Below are 18,963 nucleotides of genomic sequence, written 5' to 3' on the forward strand. Positions count from 1 at the left end.
GCCCCTGGCAGGCGGGTGTCACCGATGCCCAGCCGACGCGGTCGCGCTAGAAGTGGAAGCGCGCCCCGATTCGCCAGACCCGACCGCGTATCAGCCGCCTCGGGGCGCCGAAGGGCCTGTCGCTGTTCAGGGTCTGTTCGGCTTCGACGACCGTGTCGGCGTTGCCGACGTTGAAGACATCGATGCCGACGCCGAGCCTGCGGTCATTGCCGATGTTGAAGTCCTTCTCCACCCTCAGATCGAGGTTGATGCCGTCGTCGAGACGGAAGGAGCCCGCCGGGTGACCGTAGATGTCCGAAGTCTGATCGACGTCTTCCACCCTGATGAGCTGGTTGTAGGTGTTGCCCGAGAAGTAGGAGAGGTAGCCGCCGACGACGACCCCGCCCGGGAGTCGGGCGTTGCCCAGAACCTTGATCAGGTGCGTTGGATCGATCGTCAGGTTGCCGTAGGCGTTGATCTGGTCGTTCGGGTCGCGGAAGAAGGTCGAACTGCCGAGCTGGGAGCCTCTTCCTTCCAGGAACTCGTACCAGCCGTTGTTGTCGCTGCCTCTTGCCTCGCCGTAGGTCCACGAAGCCTGCATCTGCCAGTTGTTGCGCCACCGCCTGGCGAGGCTTGCCGTGATCCCGGCGTACTTGCGGACCTTCCTGAAGCAGGTGAGCTCCTTGTAGGCCTGTCCGTAGTCCTGGCAGTGGTTGACGTTCGTGAAGTAGTACCGGTTTTCGCCTTCGTTCGTCTGGTTGAAGACGTTGAAGGTCCGTCCACTGTCGGGATCCGTGTACCGCGTGGGCTCGAACTCGCCGGTGAGGTTCACGCCGTCCAGGAAGTTGTCGTTCGTGCGATAGGTCGCCGTGATGTCGAGCGAGACGGTACGCGAGAGCACCTTCTCCCAGCCGACGTCCAGGGCGTCCATGTGGGGCACGTTGAGACCGTCGTCGATCGTCCACTGGCCGGGACCTCGCCCTTCGGTGAAGTCGTGCTCCCAGACCTCGTCGTCGGCGTTCCAGATGTAGCCCGTCACGTCGCTCTCGGGCGCCAGCCGGCTGTAGAACAGCGAGATGACCTGGTGGAAGTAGCGCCCCCAGTTGGCCTTCACCACGGAGTCGTTGTCGTCGCCGAGGTTGATGTTCAATCCGATGCGCGGCGCGATCCCGAGGCCGGGCGTGAACACGCTGCCCTGATCGAAGCGGACGCCGTTCACGTCCGACTCGACGGCCCCGCGCCAGTAGTTGGCCCGGAGGCCGAGGTTCAGCCTCACCCGGTCGTTGATTCCCCAGGAGTCCTGCACGTAGCCGACGATCTTGTCGGTGTCGGCATAGGTGTCGTAGCCGGTGCTCTCGAAGAGGATGTAGTTCTCGCCGGCGTAGTCCTCGTAGAACTTGCCGCCCGCGTACTGGTTGAGCGTGTTGACCAGCGTGTTCTGCAGCTCGACGCCGAACTTGAAGTCGTGCTCGCCGCGGATGAAGTCATCCGTGAAGTGGCTGACCGAGGCAATGAGCTGGTAGCGCTCCCGGTTGGCATTGAAGGGCCCCCACCAGTTCTCGGTAAGGCGGTCTTCATAGATGTCGTAGCGGGCGGGTGTATCGCCGCCGTCGGGCGTCTCGGACTGACGCTGGCGATAGCCGCCGAACTTCAGATCGAGCAGCGTATCCTGGGACAGCATGTCCGTGTAGTTGAAGTTGAACAGGTACTGGGTCCCCTCCAGGCTGACGGTGGCTCCAGGGGCGATGAAGTCACCCTCGTCCGCGCCCTGGTAGGCCTGGTCGCGGGTGCTGTACTCGAGCATGCCGCTGAAGATCTTCTCCTGTGTCGGCGTCCAGTTGATCTTGCCGAGGAAGCGGGGCCTCTCGTTGGTCGGGGCGTTGACATGGTCGCCGCTGGCCTTCGAGTCCTGCTGGTAGTACTTGAACGAGGTGAAGAACCACGCCTTGTCGCGCTGCACCGGTCCGCCGATGTCGAAGTGGACTTCCGTATCCGTGCGGTCGCTGCCGCTGCGTTGCAGATCGGGGTCGTTCGTGTTCTGGGACTGCCAGTCGTTGTCGGCGAGTTGCAGGTCGACCAGACCGTTCATGTCGTTCGAGCCCTGCTTCGTCGTCACGTTGACGATCACGCCGGTGTAGCCGCCGTACTCGGCCGAGGCGCCGGCGCCGAGGACGGTGACGTCCTCGACCGAGAAGAAGCCGAGAGGCACCTCGCTCTCGCCCGCCTCCGGGCTGTTGATGATGACGCCGTCGACCGAGAACTGGACGCCCATGCCGGGCGAGCCGAAGGCTGAAGGTTGCCTGCCGTCCGCGTTCTGGGAGTGGACGCCGGGAGCCAACTGCACGACGCCCCGGATGCTGCGTTGGGTCGGCACCTCCATCAGGATCTCGTTGTTGAGTTCCGTCGTCTGGAGCGTCGAACTGCGGACGTCGATGAGCGGTGAGCCCTCGACGATGATGATGTCCTCGATGCTTCCCAACTGCATCGTCAGGTCGACGCTCAGGGTCTGGTTGACGGTGAGGACGATGTCCTCCTGCTGCGCGGTCGAGAAGCCCTCGATCGAGGCTGCGACGGTGTAGGTGGACGGCAGCAGCGCGACGAAGCGGTAGCGTCCGTTCGCGTCCGTCATCGTTTCGCTGGTCGCGCCGAGTTCTCCCGACGTGAGCGTTACGTTGACGCCCGGCATGCGGTCACCGTTGGGGTCCGTGATGGTGCCGGTGATCGAGCCGCGCTCGATCGACTGGGCCGCTGCGCCGGTGGCGACGAAGACGAGAAGCACCCCCAAGCAAACCATCCGGGTACTCCTTGCCGCCGGGGCAAGGCAGCGCGAATCCGCCGTTCCGCGGTACTTCATCTCCGCCTCCTTCTTCTTCGGCTTCCGTCTTCTCCCTACACGCCCTGGCTCACAGGCCGGCTTGACCCGGGCCGACCCGATTCCCAAGGACACATAGCGTTCGATGTTCAAACTACGTTAGCCTCGGGTACCATGGTCGTCAAACGGAATTCGGATTGTTGGATCCGAACCTTGGAGGCCACCGCCTGCGACCTTCTCGATCGATGGGTGCGCGCCGGGTCAGGCTCGAGACGGAACACGGGTCGCCAGGCGTTCCCGGATCAACGCCAGCGCCTCGCGGCGGTCGGCTTCGGGTAGGGCTTGCCGGGGCGGCCGAACGGTCTCGGACCCCATCCCGACCTCCGCCTGCACCAGCTTGATCAACTGGACGAACTCCGGCACGGTGTCCATGCGCAGCAGGGGAAGGAACCATGCGTAGAGTTCGAACGCCTCCTGCCGCCGGCCCGCCACGGCCAGGTCGAACAGGCGAACGGACTCGGCCGGCAGCGCGTTGACCAGGCCCGCGATCCAGCCCGTCGCCCCCGACCACGCGGCTTCGTAGGGCATGTCGTCGAGGCCGGCGAAGACGTCGAGGCGGTCTCCCAGCAGGGCCTTGACCGCGGTGATCCGCCGGATGTCGCCGCTCGACTCCTTGATTGCCCGCAGGCTGGGGTGCTCGGCGGCCAGTTCGCCCATGATCTCAGGCAGGATGTCGACCCCGTAGGCGAAGGGGTTGTTGTAGAGCATGCACGGCAGGTCCGTGGCCTCGAAGATGGCCGCGACGTGACCCCGGGTCTCGTGCATCTTGCCGTTGTGGACGTACGGGGGAAGCACCATGAGCGCGTCGGCCCCGCGTTCGGCCGAGCCGCGGGCGATGAGGACGGCTTCGGCCGTGCTGAGCGCCGAGATGCCGGGCATCACGGGCGCCCGGCCGTCGAGAGCCGCGACGCAGGTCTCGACGATCGCCAGCTTCTCGTCGAACTGGAGGGTGTTGCCCTCGCCCAGCGAGCCGAGGGGCACGATGCCGGTACAGCCATGGTCGACAAGCCAGTTGGCGTGCTTTGCGAGGAAGTCGTGATCGACCGTCAGGTCGTCGTTGAACGGCGTAGTGATGGCCGTCATGACACCGCGGAATTCCATGTCCTGCTCCTGTTCTGACTCCGTGAGTCTACTGCCGGGCGACCTCCTCGATCGCCGCGATGCCGCCGACTCTTCCGGCGTTGTCGAGGTAGACCTGCCGCACCCTGTCCTCGAACAGCGGGCGGTCGATCTCGTTGAACTCGATTCCCAGTTTCTCCAGCTCGACTAGGGCCGCCGCGGTCATCGACGCCATCGCCTCCCGTTCGACCTGGACGGACGCCCTGCCGGCGTCGAGCACGGCCTCCTGGACCTCCGGCGGCAACTCGTCGTAGAGCTTGCGGCTGAAGATCAACGCTACGGCGAGGTAGAGGTGCCGCGTGTAGGACACGTACTTCGTGACTTCGTAGAAACGCTCTCCGTAGAGATCGACGTGATCCGTCTCCGCGCCGTCGACGACTCCCTGCTCGAGCGCCGAGTAGAGCTCGCCGAACGACATCGGCGTCGCCTGCGCGCCGAGGGCGTTGAAGGTGTCGACCAGGATCGGGGTCGGGATGACCCGGATCTTGAGGCCCTCGAAGTCGTCGGGGGTGACGATCGGCCGTTCCGCGTTCCAGGCGTTGCGCCGGCCGGCGAACCAGTAACCCAGAACGAGGACGTCGAGTTCCTCCTCGATCCGGTCGGCGACGCGCTCGCCGATCGGTCCGTCGAGCACCCGGTAGAAGTGGTCGAGGTCCCGGAAGATGAAGGGGAAGTTGAAGATCTCCGCCTCGGGGACGAAGGCGGAGATGCCGCCGCCGGCGCTGGCGGCCGAGGCGGCCAGTGCACCCAACTTGACCATCAGGGTCGCCTCCTCCTCGGTGCCGAGCTGCTCGTTCTCGAAGATCTGCACCGTCACGGCGCCGCCGGACCGTTCCTCGAGAATCCGGCTGAACTCCTCGAAGCCGGCCTGGAACGGGTGTCCGGCCGGGCCGTTGTGGGCGACCTTGAGCACGGTGACGCCGTCGCTGCCGCGGCAGCCGGCGAGCAGGGCCAGGGCGCAGAGCGCGAGCGCGGCGGCGCGAAGGGGGCTATTCATAGCCGAGGGCGTCGGGCAGCCAGAGCGTGACCCCGGGCACGAAGGTGATCACCAGCAGCATGATGAGCAGCAGCGCGAGGAAGGGCAACAGTTTGGGCGTCACCTTCTCGATCGGCGTCTTCGAGATGCCGCAGGCGACGTACAGGCAGATGCCGACCGGCGGCGAGATCATGCCGATGCCGACGTTGGCCGCGACCAGGATGCCGAAGTGGAGCGGGTCCATGCCGAGTGCGATCGCCGCCGGCAGGAGGATGGGCATCAGGATGATGATCGGCGGCAGGGCGTCCATCACCATGCCGAGGAACAGGAAGATGAGGTGGACGAAGAGGATGAAGACGATCCAGTTCGGCGCGTGGGTCGAGATCCCTTCCGCCAGCAGGTGCGGTAGCCGTTCGAAGGTCAGGACGAAGGAGAACATGGACGCCGTCCCCAGCACGAACAGGACGACACCGGAGAGCGACGCGGTCTGGAGCAGGACCTTCGGGATGTCCTCGAGCTTCAGCTCCCGGTAGACGAAGAAGGACACGAAAGCCCCGTAGACGACGGCTACGGCGGATGCCTCGGTCGGCGTGAAGACACCGCCGTAGATGCCGCCGAGGATGATGACGATCATGAACAGCGGCAGGATGCCGTCGCGGATCACGCGGAGCCTCTGCGGCCAGGAGGCCTTCTCTTCGAGCGGCAGATTCAGGTCGAGCGCGCGGAGGTAGGTCAGCCCCATCAGGGCCAGACCCAGCACGATCGCCGGCGTGACGCCGGCCGCGAACAGGGCGCCGATCGACATCCCCGAGACGACGCCGATGATGATCAGGTCGATCGCGGGCGGCACCAGGGTCGAGACGCCGCCGGCCGAGGCGAAGACGGCGGTTGCGAACGGGGGTGGGTACTTCCGCTGACGCATCGCCGGAAGGGCGACGGAGCCGATGGCGGCCGTGTTCGCGCTCGGCGAGCCGGAGATCCCGGAGAACAGCATCGTCGACAGGATGACGACCAGGCCGAGGCCGCCCGGCAGGCGGCCGACGAACTGCATCGCCAGGTCGACGATCCGGCGCGCCATGCCGCCGTGCGAGATGAGCGCACCGGCGAGCACGAACAGGGGTACCGCCAGCAGCGGGAAGGAATCCAGGCCGGCGAGGAACTTCTGCGGCAGAACGATGAGGAACTCGGGCGAGCTGTAGAGCAGGCCGACCATGGCCGCGAGAGCGAGCGCGATGGCCACCGGCACACCGAGCAGCAGCGCGGCCACCAGGGTCAGGATGACCAGGATTCCCATCGTCCCGGAAGTCCTACTTCCGTTCCGGTGCCCGGAGTTCCCGGCGCCAGTTGACGAGCACGTAGTAGAGGGTCAGCGTGCTGCCCACGAAGGCCGAGGAGTACGGGACCGCCATCGACATGCGGGTCGCCGGCGCCAGCATGTCGTGCACCTCGATCGCGAAACGGAGCGACTGGTAGGTGAAGACGGCCAGGAACGTGGACGCGGAAAACGCGACCGCCGAACCGATGAGCCGCCGCATGGCCGGCGGCGTCCGGTCGACGACGAAGTGAAGCGCGAAGTGCGCGCCCGTCTTCATCGCGTAGGCGGTGGAGAGGGCGGCGAGCCACATCAGGAGGAAGCGGGCAAGTTCCTCCGACCAGGAGAGCGACGCCTGCAGCACGTAGCGGAAGACGACCTGGGAGAAGGTCACCGCGACCAGGGCGACGAGGATCGTGCAGACCGCCACCTCGAGCGGGTGGCGGAGCAATTCCCGGAACATGGCGCCGAGGCGCTTCAATGCATGTACTGGCCGCCGTTGGCGTAGAAGGTGGCGCCGGTCGTGAACTCGGAGCCGATCATGCAGTCGACCATCCGGGTGATGTCCTCGAACTCGCCCAGCCGTCCCATCGGCAGGGTGGCGAGCTCCTTCGCCAGGCCTTCCTCCGTCTCCAGGTGGTAGCGGTCGATGACCTCGCGGGTCCGGACCGAACCGGGCACCAGGCAGTTGACCCGGATCCGGGGCGAGAGCTCCTGCGCCATGCACTTGGTCAGCGCGATCACGCCGCCCTTGGCACTGCAGAAGTTCGCTCCGTTCTTGCGCCCGATCTGCCCGCAGGCGGCCCCCAGGTTGATGATCACGCCGGGGCGATCGGGGTTGTGGAACAGGAACTCCTGGCCGCAGACGAAGTGGCCGCGGAGATGCGCGGAGACGACCGAGTCCCACATGTCGTCGGTCAACTCCGTGAAGGGCGCGTCGCGGTTGATGCCGGCGAAGTTGATCAGAATGTCGACCTGGCCGAACCGCTCGATCACGGCGTCGAACATCGCCTGCACCTGTTCCCGGTTGGCGACGTCGGCCTGATACTTCATCAGCCGGTCGGTGCTACCGACGCTGGCCGCGATGCGGTTGTAGGTCGCCTGCGCCTCGGGTTCGATCAGGTAGTTCATGACGACCCGGTAGCCCTTCAGGGCGAAGTGCTCGCAGACCTCGGCTCCCAGGCCGCTCGACGCGCCGGTGACCACCATCACTCTGTCTTCGCTCATCGCACTCACTCCTCCTGGCCGCCCCAGATGTCGCCGACGGTGAATCCGTTCGGGAACGGATCCTCCGGATCGACGACGTACTGGGCGAAGCCCGTAATCCACGCGGTCCCGGCCAGGGCCGGCACCGCGGCGTCTACATCGCCGACCTTCGCCTCTCGCACCATGCGGCCCGTGAACGTGGTGCCGAGGACGCCCTCGTGGACAAAATCCTGGCCGAGCGGCAACTCGCCCTTGGCCCACATCGCCGCCATCTTGGCGCAGGTGCCGGTGCCGCAGGGCGAGCGGTCGAGGGCGCCGGTCCAGGTCAGCGGTTTGTTCCAGTCGAGCTTGCCGGTCGAGACGATCACCGTGTTGCGCCGGTGGGAGCCGGGGTTGAGCGGCGGCGCCGAGAGCTGGCCGATCGTCACGCCGCGGATCTCCGGGTTCAGGGGATGCACGGGGGGCGGAAGCTGCTCCTGGCAGGCGGCCTTGATCATCTCGCCGACGCGGGTCGCTTCGGCGGCCTCTTCCGGCGCCAGGGTGAGGCCGACCTGATCGGCGTCGGCGATGACGTAGAACATGCCGCCGTACGTCACGTCGACGGTGACCTTGCCGAGTTCCGGGACCTCGAGGACGGCGTCGAGGTGGACGGCGAACGCCGGCACGTTCTCGAACTCGACCCGCTTCACCTTGCCGCGCTCGACGTCGGCGCGCACCCGGATCAGTCCGGCGGGCGACTCCAGGGTAAGTTCGGTGACGGGCTCGGTGTGCGGCACCATCCCGGTCTCGATCAGCACGGTGACGACGGCGATCGTGTTCGTTCCCGACATGCCCGGGTACTCGACCTGCTCCATGATCACGTAGCCGGCGACCGCGTCGGGGTGGGTCGCCGGCAGGACCAGGTTGCAGTTCGCCGCGGGATAGCCACGCGGCTCGCGCAGCATCCGCAGGCGCAGCTCGTCCGCCTCCGTTTCGAGGTAGCGCATCTTCTCGAACATCGTCGAGCCGGGGACGTCGAGGACGCCGCCGACGATCACGCGGCCGGGCTCGCCGCCGACGTGGGTGTCGACGGCGTGGATCACGTTGGAGACGCGCATGCTCAGGAACTCGCGCCGGGCGGCATGACCTTCATCTTCATCCAGCCGGCGGTGTTGTGGAAGTCGGCGACGACGCTGCCGGGCGGGACGAGCGCGTCGCAGGCGGCCCGCTGCTCGTCGTTCAAACTCATGTCGAGCACCGGCAGCAGATCCTCGAGGTGCCTGAGGGTGCGCGGCCCGATCAGCGGCGCGGTGATGCCCGGCTGGTCCTTGGTCCAGAGGATCGCGAACTGGGCCGGCGTGAGGCCGGAGTCGGCCGCGATCTCGGCGAACTTGCGGCCGACGTCGATACCGGCCCGGGTGACGCGGTCGGCGTAGAAGCCGCCCCGGAGCGCCGCGCGCGAGCCCTCGGGATAGTCCGAGTCGCTCAGGTAGCGGCCGGCCAGCACACCCATCGCCATCGGCGCCCAGGTGATGATGCCCAGGCCGAGGCGCTGACACATCGGGATCAGTTCGTTTTCGATCCGGCGGTCCAGCAGGTTGTAGGGGGGCTGCTCACTGGCGAAGCGGGCGTAGCCCTTCAGCTCGCTCGTCATCACGGCTTCGGCGACCATCCAGGCCGGGTGAGTCGAGCAGCCGATGTAACGGATCTTCCCGGCCCGGACGAGGTCGTCGAGCGCCCTCAGGGTCTCGTCGAACGGCATCTCGGGCGAGGGACGATGCAGTTGATACAGGTCGATGTAGTCGGTCTGCAGCCTGCGGAGCGAGCCCTCGCAGGCGCGGATCAGGTTGATTCGGGAGTGGCCGTACTCGTTGGGGCCGATGCTGCCGGTGTAGTCCACGACGCTCTCGCCGACGACCCGGCGGCCATGGTCGACCTTGGTTGCGATCAGCAGCTCGTGGCGCCGCCCGTTCGCCTTGAGGGCGCGGCCGATGATCCGCTCGCCCTCGCCCTCGGCGTAGACCTCGCCGGTGTCGATCAGGTTGATGCCCGCGTCCATCGCCGTCTCCAGCATGCGCACGCACTCCGGCTCCGGCGTCGGATCGGCGAAGTTGTCGCTGCCGAAGCAGAGGGGTGCGACCTTGACGCCGGTCCGTCCCAGTACGCGGTACTCCATGAGTGCTCCTGCTTCCGGCCGATCCCGCGCCTACTTGTGCCAGCGCCGCCCGTTGCCGAGGCCGTCGGCGCGCGGGAAGAGCTCGTCGCGCATCGCGGCATGGTAGGCGAAGCTGGCCAGGATGACCGAGGCCTGCTCCAGGTCGTCGGCGATCAGCCGGTCGTAGACGTCCATGTTCGTGTGGAAGGTGGCGTTGAAGAACTCCAGGTCGTCCTGGATGAACTGGTAACCCTGCAGGCCCGCTTCGAGAAATGCCATGTGGTCCGTGCCGCCGGTGTTACCGGGCACGATCCAGGTCATGCCCACATCGTGGAACGGTTCCATCCATGCCTCGAAGATCGGGCGGGAGTCGTCGTTGCCCTGCAGGTACATGCCGCGGAAGCGGCCGTACCAGTCGACGTTGAAGTAGACGGAGAGGTTCGCGTGGGCGGCCGGCTTCTCCGGGGACGCCGGGTCGCCGAAGTGCTCGCGAACGTAGGCGCGGGAGCCGAGCAGGCCGCTCTCCTCGGCGCCCCAGAGCGCCGCCCGGATCGTGCGTCGCGGCTCGAGGTTGGCTGCCCGCAGCAGCCGCATCGCTTCCATCACGATCGCGCTTCCGGAGGCGTTGTCGGTGGCGCCGGTGCCGGCCGGTTCCGCGTCCAGGTGGCCACCGATCATCACGACCTCGTGGGCGAGGTCGCTTCCGGGCAGATCGGCGATCACGTTGTAGTCGAGCGGATCGTCGTCGCTGAGGACGTTGCGGACCTCGATCTCCATCTCGACCGGCGTTCCGGCGGCCAGCAGCCTCATCATCCGGTTGTAGTGCTCGGGCGCGACCACGACGCGGGGCATCGGCACCGGTTCGTCCAGCGGCAGCGGACCGTCGCCCGAGACGTGGACGATCCCCTTGTCCATCGGGCCGACGTTGGTGGAACCGATCTCGACCAGCACGGCGACGCCTTGCCCTTCCAGGAACGTCTCGATGTCGTGGCGCGTCAGTTCGGGTGCGGTCTCGTCGTCGTCCCTCGACCGGCTGGGGTTGTTCCGCGGGTCGATCTCGAGGCGGGCCATGCCGCTGAGTTCCTCGTCCGACAGCCGGACCGCCTGCGGCGAGAAGTTCGGCACCAGTTCCCGCTGGGGCGAGACGAGGAGAATCGACGCCCCGAGCCGTGCTTGCAGGGCTTCCAGGTCGTCCCGCGTCTCGACGCCGCTGAGGTCGACCGCGGTTACCGGTCCGGCGACCCTGCCGTCCGTGCTCCGGGTGCCTGGCTGCGCGTAGCCGATGACCGGCTGGTACTGCGGCGCCGTGATGTGAACCGAAGTGTGGCGGTTCTCCCAGGCGTAGCCGAACTCGCCCCAGGGTTCGAGCGTCGCCTGGAGACCGAACTCCTCCAGAGTGTCGCGAGCCCAACTGGCGGCGCCGTCGTAAGAGGGGGAGTTCGCGTACCTGGGACCGTAGAGGTCGGTCAGGACGTGGGCGAATTCCATGACCTGGGAGCGGTTGAATCCCTCGTCACGGAGTTCTGCGACGACGTCGAGGTCGACGGTCTCCGGTGGGGAGGCTGATCCGCCGGCGACCTCTTCGCCAGCCGGGACCCCGCACGCCACGAGCGTCGCCGCGAGAGCGACGAGGGCGGGCATCCGGTTGACACCGCGCGCGATCACCGAGTCTTCGAACCTCCGTGTTCTGCTGACCGTCCGGCACTATACAGGCGGTGCCGGGATCGCTCGGCCACTACACTGCCGCCGTGTCAGCGATCGGCATCGCCGTCCTCCTCTTCGTCGCTCTGACGCTGTACGTAGGCGTTCGCACCTACGCGAAGATCCGCGGCCGGGCGACGAACTACTACGTCGCCGGCAACGCGATGCCGGTCGGAGTCGTCGGCATCACGCTCTGCGCACAGGCGTTCGACGCGAACGGTTCGGTGGGTAATGCGTCGCTCGTCCACTCGGGCGGCTTCTGGGCCGGCGCCGTGATCCCGGTCGGGCTCGCCCTGTGCCTGTTCATCGCCGGCGCCTGGTTCGCCGAACCGCTGCACCGCATGCGGCTGATGACCCTGGCCGACTTCTACCGGCGCCGGTACAGCGTCTCCACCGAGACGCTGGCCGCGTGCCTCATGCTGCTCAGCAACGTCGTCCTGGTCGCGGGCAACCTGGCGGGCCTTGGCCTGCTGTTCGAACTCGTCTTCGGAGCGCCCTACCTCGCCATGCTGATCGCCGTCGCGCTCTGCATCCTCGCCTACGCGGTCTCGGGCGGTCTCTACGCCACGATCGCGACTAGCGTGCTCCAGGTCTCGATCTTCATCGTCAGCATCGTCGTCGCCTTCGTCTGGCTCGGCGGCAGCCATGGCTGGGGCAACCTGCTGAGTGCCGCCCCCGAAGGCGCGATGAGCCTTGCGGGCCTCTTCTCGCGCGAGAGCGGCGCGCTCGTCAACTGGGCGGCTCTGGGGTCGCTGGCGCTGGGCGACATCGTCGCTATCGACTTCATCCAGCGGATGATCTCGGCCGATTCGGGCCGCTCGGCGAAGCGCGGCTGCTACGTCGCCGGGGGATTGACCCTCGTCGTCGGTCTCACGGTCTCGCTGATCGGCCTCTCGGCCCACTACTTCGGCCGCGACGCGGGCTCCTCCCTGCTCGTCGACCTGGCGCTGACCGACCTGCCGCTGCTGATCGGAGGGGCGGTTCTGCTGGGCATCATCGCGGCCAGCATGTCGACCGCGAGCGGCGTCGTGCTCGACCTGGCGAACGTGATCACCCGCAACCTGGTCCAGCGTCACAGCCGGTCGACCTGGGACGACGAGCGGATGCTCCGCTTCTCCCGCTGGATCGCCCTGCCGACGATGGCCGGCGCCGTCGTCTTCGCCTACGTCCGGCCGGAACCGGGAGTCCTCCTCATCCTCGCCTTCGACATCGTTCTGGCCGGCTGCTTCGTGCCCCTCCTGCTGGGTCTTTTCTGGCGCAAGGCGAACACGACCGGGGCGCTCGCCGGCGTTCTCGCCGGCAGCGCCGCGCGGCTAGTGCTTCACTTCGCGGTCACGGATGCCTACCGCGGCCTGGACACGCTGCTGGCCCCGGTGTTCAGCCTGATCGCGATGGTCGTCGTGTCGTTGATGACCCAGAAGACCCACCGGCCCCGGCACGACGAACTCGGGCGCGTCCCATCCGAACGCGACCTCGTGGCAGGTCTCGACGCCTGACGGGCGGCCCCCTAGTCCTTCAAGGCCTGCCAGACCGCTTTTGCGATCTGAATGTCCTGCACCGCGACACCGGTCAGATCCGCGATGGTGATCTCGTCCTCGTTCGAGCGCCCTCTGGCCCTGCCGGCGATGATGTCGCCCAGTTCGACGAGACCGGTTTCGGCCAGGTGGCCGCCCTCTACCGCGTAGTGCGACTCACCGTGGTCGATGCACTGCGACCGTGAATCGACGGCACAGACACCGGCTCTTGCGAACAACGCCGGGTCCAGTTCCTGTTTGCCGGGAGCATCGCTTCCCATCGCGGTGAGGTGAGTGCCCGGCCGGATCCACTCGTCGCGGACAAGAGCAGTCCTCGCCGCCGTGGCGGTGACGATCAGGTTGCTGTTTTCGCAGAGGTCCTGAAGGGTTTCGGCTATATGTACATCGAAGCCGGAATCCGACAGCTCGTTCCGGTACGCCGCCGACTGTTCGCGGCGTCGCGCCCAGACCCGGACCCGGTTGCAATCGCGCGCATGGCGCAGGTACTGCAACTGCATGCGGGCCTGCATGCCCGCACCGACAATGCCGATGCACTCGACCGCGTCGGGTGCCAGATAGCGGGCGGCGATGCAGCCCGCGATGGCGGTTCGCACATCGGTCAGGTAGCCCGCATCGTCCAGCAGGGCCAGCGTCTCGCCGGTCTCCGCCGACAGGACGATCATCATCCCGTGGCCCGTGGGAAGACCGCGCGAAGCGTTCTCATAGAAGCCGGTGGCGATCTTGACGACGAAGACCTCGCCGCCGTGAATGTGACCGTACTTGATGTGGCAATCGCCCGGCGGCGCGTCGAATCCCAGATAACCGACGGCAGGAACCGTCGCCGCGCCGCTCGACAGCGCCACGAATCCGGCTTCGATCAACTCGATGGCGGCGGGTATGTCGAGAACGGATCTGATCTCGTCAAGGCCTGCCCATCGCATTCCGAAAATACTATGTTGGGAACGACGCCATGACAGACCACCCGACCCTCGGTGACATCGTCCGGGCGCAGCACCGCCTGAAGGATCATCTGCGGCCGACACCGCTCGAAGATGCCGCCGATCTCGGCGCCGGGACGTTTCTCAAACTGGAGAACGCCAACCGGACACACTCGTTCAAGATACGAGGAGCGCTGAACGCCATGCTGTCGCTGGACGAGAAGGCGCTGGCCCAGGGCATCATCGCCGCATCCTCGGGCAACTTCGCGATGGCGGTCGCCTATGCCGCGCGTCTGTGCGGTGCATCGGCACAGATTCTGATGCCCGTCGCCACGCCGAAGAAGAAGGTGGGCGGAGTACGCCGCTACGGCGCCGGTGCTGCCGAAGCGGTGCTCTTCGGTGACGACTTCGATCAGGCCGAGGCCGAAGCCCTGCGCCGCGCCCGGGGCGGCCGGACCTGGTTGTCGCCCTACAACGACAGGCGGGTGATCGCCGGGGCCGGCACCATCGGTATGGAGATCGTCTCCGAGTTGCCCCGGGTCGAAAGGGTGCTGGTCCCCGTGGGCGGCGGCGGCCTGATTTCCGGCGTTGCCACCGCTCTCAAGGAGCTCAACCCCACGGTCGAGGTGATCGGCGTGAGTTCCGAATCGACGCCGGCGATGTTCAACGTCTTCCACGACAGCGACAGACCACAAGTCTGGAACACCCTTGCCGAGGCGCTCTCGGGCGATATCGAGGCGGGCTCGATGACGGTGCCGATCTGCAGGCGCTACCTGGACGATGTGGTGCTCGTTGCCGAGGAACAGATCGCATCGGCGATGCGTTTCCTGGTCGATGTGCAGGGCTGGGTGGTCGAAGGCGGCGGCGCGGTCGGTGTGGCGGCCCTCTTGCAGGGCGCGATACCGCGCGACGGCAAGATCACTGCGGTGGTCGTCAGCGGCGGCAATGTCGACGGAGAGACGTTGAGGCGGATTCTCCAGCTTCCTGAAGGCGCGTAGCCGTGCCCGGCGACGTTCTCCAGCGCCTGGGGGATCTCCTCCAGCGTGAACTCGAGGCGGAGGGCCTTCGCGTGGAGACCGCCACCGAGGACGGCGAGCCGGTCCTGGTCGTCGGCGAGATGAAGGTCTATCCGCGCCGGCTGCTCGAAGGCCAGGTGGCCGAGGCGGGTAGCGCCGACGCCGTTGACCTCGACTGGCTGGCCAAGGCCCACCGCACCTACTTCCGCAACCTCCGGCGCTTCCATCCGAGTCTGGTCACTCCGTCGGCTTCCTGACGCGACGTACACTTGGCGGCCGATGCGGACCGCTCTGACCCATCGATCGATACTCCTCGGTCTCGCGGCGGCCGCGGCCTTGGGGGGCTGCGGGGGCGATGGGAGGACGCCGCTGGTCGTCTACTCGCCGCACGGCCGGGATCTGCTGACCGTCGTCGAGCGGGCGTATGAGGAGGCGCGGCCCGACGTGGACGTGCGCTGGCTCGACATGGGGTCGCAGGAGGTCTACGACCGGATCCGGTCGGAGCGGGCGAACCCACAGGCCGACGTCTGGTTCGGCGGCCCGGCGACGATCCTGGCGCGGGGCGCCGCCGAGGGCCTGCTGGCGCCGTCCGAGCCCTCCTGGGCCGCGGCACTCGATCCGGCCGACCGGCATCCGGAGGGGCTCTACTACACGCTGTACCAGACGCCGACGATCATCGTCTACAACCGCGACGCGATCGGCGAGGACGAAGCGCCGGCCGACTGGGACGATCTGCTCGACGAACGCTGGCAGGACGAGGTCGTGATCCGCGATCCCCTGGCCAGCGGCACGATGCGGACGATCTTCGGCAAGATCCTCTCCGATTCGGTGGTCGAAACCGGTAGCACCGAGGCCGGCTTCGACTGGCTGCGACGGCTCGACGGCCAGACCCGCGAGTACGTCCACAGCCCGGCGGTCCTGCACGAGAAGCTGACCCGCCAGGAGGGCGTGCTGACGCTTTGGGAGATGACGGACATCCTGTCGTTGATCCACCGGGGCGCGCCGATCGCGTACCGCTTTCCGGCGAGCGGCACGGCGGTGATCCAGGATTCCGTCGGTGTGGTCGCAGGCTCGGGTGAGCCGGCCGCGGCGGAGGCCTTCCTCGACTGGCTCGGTTCGCCCGAAGCGCTCGGGCTGGCGGTCCGGGAAGCGTTCCGGCTGCCTGCGCGCCCCGACCTCGACGCCGGCACCCTGGCGCCCTGGGTAGCCGACGTGCAGTCGCGACTCCGCCGGGCCGAGGTCGACTGGCAGATGATCGAGGAGAACGGCGCCGCGTGGATGGCGGAGTGGGACCGGGCCGTTCGCGGCCAGGGCGGAGGATGACCGGGCTCGGCGGCGCGGCTGTCATCCCGTGCACCGACGGGCGGCATGCAGAGACGGAGCTGTCGCGATGACGGGCGAGCTGGCTCCGAGGTGACGACGTCCGGCGTCTCGGTCCGCTTCGACGACGTCTTCAAGGCGTTCGACGAGACGATCGTCCTCGCCGGCGTTTCGCTGACGGTCGACCCGGGCGAGATCTTCGCGCTGCTTGGCCCCAGCGGCAGCGGCAAGACGACGATGCTGCGCCTGCTGGCGGGCTTCGAGCAACTCGACCGGGGACGGCTGCTGATCGCGGACGAGGCGGTCGAACACCTGCCGCCGGCGCGCCGGGGAGTGGGCATGCTGTTCCAAAGCTACGCGCTCTTCCCGCACCTGAGCGTGGCGGAGAACGTCGCGTTCGGACTCAAGGTCCGCGGCGGCGGGCCGGGCGAGGCGGAGGCCCGAGTAGCCGAGATGCTCGACCTCGTACGCCTCTCCGGCTTCGAACAGCGGCGGATCGCCGAGCTTTCGGGCGGCCAGCAGCAGCGGGTGGCTCTCGCCCGGGCACTGGCGCCGCGGCCGCGGGTGCTGTTGCTCGATGAACCGCTTTCCAATCTCGACCCGGCGTTGCGCGAGGAAACCCGGGCCGACCTGCGGCGGACCGTCAAGCAGACGGGCATCACGACGGTTTTGGTCACCCACGAGCAGGAGGAGGCCTTCGAGCTCGGCGAGCGGATCGGCCTGCTGAACGAGGGTGGGCTGGAGCAGGTCGGAGGACCGGCGGCGCTCTACCGGGATCCCGCTTCGCGTTTCGTGGCCACGTTCGTCGGCCGCTGCTCGGTGCTGGCGGGGGTCGTGAAGGAGCGGCATGGCGGCGGCGAACTGACGGTGCGCCTCGAGTCGCAGCCCGAGGCGCCCGCCTGGCGCTGCCGGGGTGGCGGCGAGCTCGCCGTGACCGATCGGGTCGACGTCTGTGTTCGGCCAGAGTCCGTGAGTCTCGAGACGGGCGAGGGACCGGGGCTTCCCGGCGAGATCGAAGCCGAGCGCTTCACCGGCAGCAACAGCTTCTACACGGTGCGGCTGGCGGCGGGACCGACCGTCGAGGTGGCGATGCCGGGAACCGCGGCGGGCCTGAGGGGGGCCTGCGTCGTCCGGCAGTTTGCCGGAGAGCTGCCGTCCGCGTTTGCCGCGGCGTCGGGGTCCGGTCCTTGAGCGCCGCCGGAGCGGGCCTCGGGGCGCCGCGGCTCCGGTCGCTCATGCCGTGGCTGGTCCTTGCGTTCCTGGTCTGGCTCGTCGGCTACCCGCTGCTCGTGGTCGCGGCGGAGGCCTTCGGCATCGGCAGCCCCGGTGGTGGCGGCCCGACGACCGAGGCGTTCCGGTCCTTCTTCACCCGCGCCGACGAGTGGAACGCGATGTGGCGGACGCTGTGGATCTCCGTGCTGTCCACCCTGGCCGCGGCCGCGATCGGCGTGCCGCTGGGCTTCCTGTTCGAGCGCAACGAGATCCCGGGCCGGCGCCTGCTCGGGGCCCTGGTCGCGCTGCCGGTGGCGCTGCCGCCGCTGGTCGGCGTCATCGCGTTTCTCTTCCTCTACGGCGAGAGCGGTCTGGCGGCGCGCGGGCTTCAGAGCCTGGGGCTCGACGTGTCCTGGCGCCTGACCGGAGCGTGGGCGATCCTCCTGGTCCACGCGTACTCGATGTACGTCTACTTCTACCTGTTCACTCGGGCGGGACTGTCCGGGCAGGACGGCGCGGCCATCGAAGCGGCGCAGAGCCTGGGCGCCAGCCGGTCGCAGATCCTCTTCCGGGTCACCCTGCCGCGGCTTCGGCCGGCGCTCGCCGGGGCGACGCTCCTCACCTTCATGACCTCGCTCGGCTCGTTCTCGGCGCCGTACATCTTCGGCGGCGGGTTTCGGGTGATGACGACCCAGATTGTCGCCTCGAAACTGAACGGTGAGCTGCGCATGGCCTACGTCGAGACGACCATGCTGGCGCTCCTCGCCTTCGCCTCGTTGCTGCTGCTCCGCAAGATCGATCCGGGCCTGGACCTGGCGTCGGGTGCGCGCGGAACGCCGCCGGCGCGACGCCGCCTGCACACGCGGGGCGCCCGGGTCGCCGCCGCGGCGGGCGGCTGGGTCCTGGCCGGTGTGCTCCTGCTGCCGCACGCCACGTTGATCCTGATGTCGCTCGTGCCGCCGAACACGTGGACGGTCGAGGCGTTCCCGCCGGTGCTGGGGCTCGTCAACTACGGGGATCTCCTGTCCTCCGCCGAACGGCTGCGGCCGGCCTTGAACTCGATCTGGATGGCGGCCGCGGCGACGCTGGCGGCCGTGGTGGTCGGGGTGATGGCGGCGCGGCTGTCGCTCCGGCGTGGCGGCGTGCCGGGACGGGCGCTCGAGGCGATGATGACCCTGCCCTGGGCGATACCCGGCACCGTGTTCGCTCTGGCCCTGGCGGCCGCGATGAGCGTCAACGCGCCGTGGGTCGGCCGCTTCGTACTGGTCGGCACGCTCTGGATCCTGCCGCTGGCCTACCTGGTTCGCTCGCTGCCTCTGACCGGACGTTCCATCTTCGCCGGCTTGCGCCAGCTCGACCCTCGCCTGGAGGAGGCCGCGGCGAGTCTCGGCGCCGGGCCGTTGAGGACGGTGCTGCAGATCGTGCTGCCGCTGTTGCGGCCGGCCGTCATCGCGGGCGCCGGCCTCGCCTTCATCACGATGCTGGGCGACTTCGTGACCTCGATCGTGCTCTACACCTACGACACCCGCCCGATCTCGATCGAGATCCAGTCGAGCCTGCGGATTCAGGAGACGGGGATCGCCGCCGCCTACGGCGTGTTGCTGATGGTGTTGAGCGCGGTCGCCTTCATCGCCTGGGACGACCGGGCCGGCGGCCGGCTCTGA

At 67.9% G+C, this 18,963-nt stretch carries 16 protein-coding genes; 6 read left to right on the forward strand and 10 right to left on the reverse strand.

What is annotated here, in order from left to right:
• Positions 1 to 46: 46 nt before the first annotated feature.
• From OXG83_15825 to OXG83_15865, 9 genes are all read right to left on the reverse strand, one after another.
• Positions 47 to 2,773 carry a TonB-dependent receptor gene (locus tag OXG83_15825; protein MCY3966499.1) on the reverse strand — a complete coding sequence of 909 codons (2,727 nt, stop codon included), beginning with the start codon at positions 2,771 to 2,773 and terminating at the stop codon, positions 47 to 49.
• Between the two features lie 279 nt (positions 2,774 to 3,052).
• Positions 3,053 to 3,934 carry a dihydrodipicolinate synthase family protein gene (locus OXG83_15830; protein ID MCY3966500.1) on the reverse strand — a complete coding sequence of 294 codons (882 nt, stop codon included), beginning with the start codon at positions 3,932 to 3,934 and terminating at the stop codon, positions 3,053 to 3,055.
• Between the two features lie 46 nt (positions 3,935 to 3,980).
• On the reverse strand, positions 3,981 to 4,967 hold the full coding sequence (locus OXG83_15835) for a TRAP transporter substrate-binding protein (protein MCY3966501.1): 987 nt from the start codon (positions 4,965 to 4,967) through the stop codon (positions 3,981 to 3,983).
• The gene (locus tag OXG83_15840; protein ID MCY3966502.1) at positions 4,960 to 6,240 is read right to left on the reverse strand and encodes a TRAP transporter large permease; all 1,281 of its coding nucleotides are present in this window, start codon (positions 6,238 to 6,240) and stop codon (positions 4,960 to 4,962) included. Before OXG83_15840 ends, OXG83_15835 begins: the two co-directional genes overlap by 8 nt.
• Before the next feature lie 13 nt (positions 6,241 to 6,253).
• Positions 6,254 to 6,739: a TRAP transporter small permease gene (locus tag OXG83_15845; protein ID MCY3966503.1), complete on the reverse strand. Its 486-nt coding sequence runs from the start codon at positions 6,737 to 6,739 to the stop codon at positions 6,254 to 6,256.
• Positions 6,736 to 7,485 carry an SDR family oxidoreductase gene (locus OXG83_15850; GenBank protein MCY3966504.1) on the reverse strand — a complete coding sequence of 250 codons (750 nt, stop codon included), beginning with the start codon at positions 7,483 to 7,485 and terminating at the stop codon, positions 6,736 to 6,738. Before OXG83_15850 ends, OXG83_15845 begins: the two co-directional genes overlap by 4 nt.
• Positions 7,486 to 7,490: 5 nt before the next feature.
• The gene (locus OXG83_15855; protein MCY3966505.1) at positions 7,491 to 8,561 is read right to left on the reverse strand and encodes a proline racemase family protein; all 1,071 of its coding nucleotides are present in this window, start codon (positions 8,559 to 8,561) and stop codon (positions 7,491 to 7,493) included.
• A 2-nt stretch (positions 8,562 to 8,563) separates the two neighbouring features.
• Positions 8,564 to 9,619 (reverse strand): aldo/keto reductase, encoded by a 1,056-nt coding sequence (locus OXG83_15860; protein MCY3966506.1) that lies wholly within the window; start codon positions 9,617 to 9,619, stop codon positions 8,564 to 8,566.
• A 30-nt stretch (positions 9,620 to 9,649) separates the two neighbouring features.
• Positions 9,650 to 11,263, reverse strand: a complete 1,614-nt coding sequence (locus OXG83_15865; protein MCY3966507.1) for a M20/M25/M40 family metallo-hydrolase — start codon at positions 11,261 to 11,263, stop codon at positions 9,650 to 9,652.
• 83 nt (positions 11,264 to 11,346) lie between these two features.
• Here OXG83_15865 and OXG83_15870 point away from each other — a divergent pair, with 83 nt between their 5' ends.
• Positions 11,347 to 12,795: a hypothetical protein gene (locus OXG83_15870; protein MCY3966508.1), complete on the forward strand. Its 1,449-nt coding sequence runs from the start codon at positions 11,347 to 11,349 to the stop codon at positions 12,793 to 12,795.
• 11 nt (positions 12,796 to 12,806) lie between these two features.
• Here the strand turns inward: OXG83_15870 and OXG83_15875 are convergent, their stop codons facing one another.
• Entirely contained in the window at positions 12,807 to 13,754 is a 948-nt protein-coding gene (locus OXG83_15875) for an ornithine cyclodeaminase family protein (protein MCY3966509.1), read from the reverse strand.
• A gap of 29 nt (positions 13,755 to 13,783) precedes the next feature.
• On the opposite strand from OXG83_15875, the gene OXG83_15880 reads away from it, so the two are divergent.
• From OXG83_15880 to OXG83_15900, 5 genes are all read left to right on the forward strand, one after another.
• The gene (locus OXG83_15880) at positions 13,784 to 14,749 is read left to right on the forward strand and encodes a threonine/serine dehydratase (protein ID MCY3966510.1); all 966 of its coding nucleotides are present in this window, start codon (positions 13,784 to 13,786) and stop codon (positions 14,747 to 14,749) included.
• A 2-nt stretch (positions 14,750 to 14,751) separates the two neighbouring features.
• A complete protein-coding gene (locus OXG83_15885; protein ID MCY3966511.1) occupies positions 14,752 to 15,024 on the forward strand; it encodes a hypothetical protein in 273 nt (90 codons plus the stop codon).
• A 22-nt stretch (positions 15,025 to 15,046) separates the two neighbouring features.
• Positions 15,047 to 16,090, forward strand: a complete 1,044-nt coding sequence (locus OXG83_15890; protein MCY3966512.1) for an extracellular solute-binding protein — start codon at positions 15,047 to 15,049, stop codon at positions 16,088 to 16,090.
• Between the two features lie 90 nt (positions 16,091 to 16,180).
• Entirely contained in the window at positions 16,181 to 17,278 is a 1,098-nt protein-coding gene (locus OXG83_15895; GenBank protein MCY3966513.1) for an ABC transporter ATP-binding protein, read from the forward strand.
• A complete protein-coding gene (locus OXG83_15900; GenBank protein ID MCY3966514.1) occupies positions 17,275 to 18,963 on the forward strand; it encodes an iron ABC transporter permease in 1,689 nt (562 codons plus the stop codon). The genes OXG83_15895 and OXG83_15900 overlap by 4 nt, the downstream gene beginning before the upstream one ends.

This window comes from Acidobacteriota bacterium (genome assembly GCA_026707545.1).
Taxonomy (GTDB): domain Bacteria; phylum Acidobacteriota; class Thermoanaerobaculia; order Multivoradales; family Multivoraceae; genus Multivorans.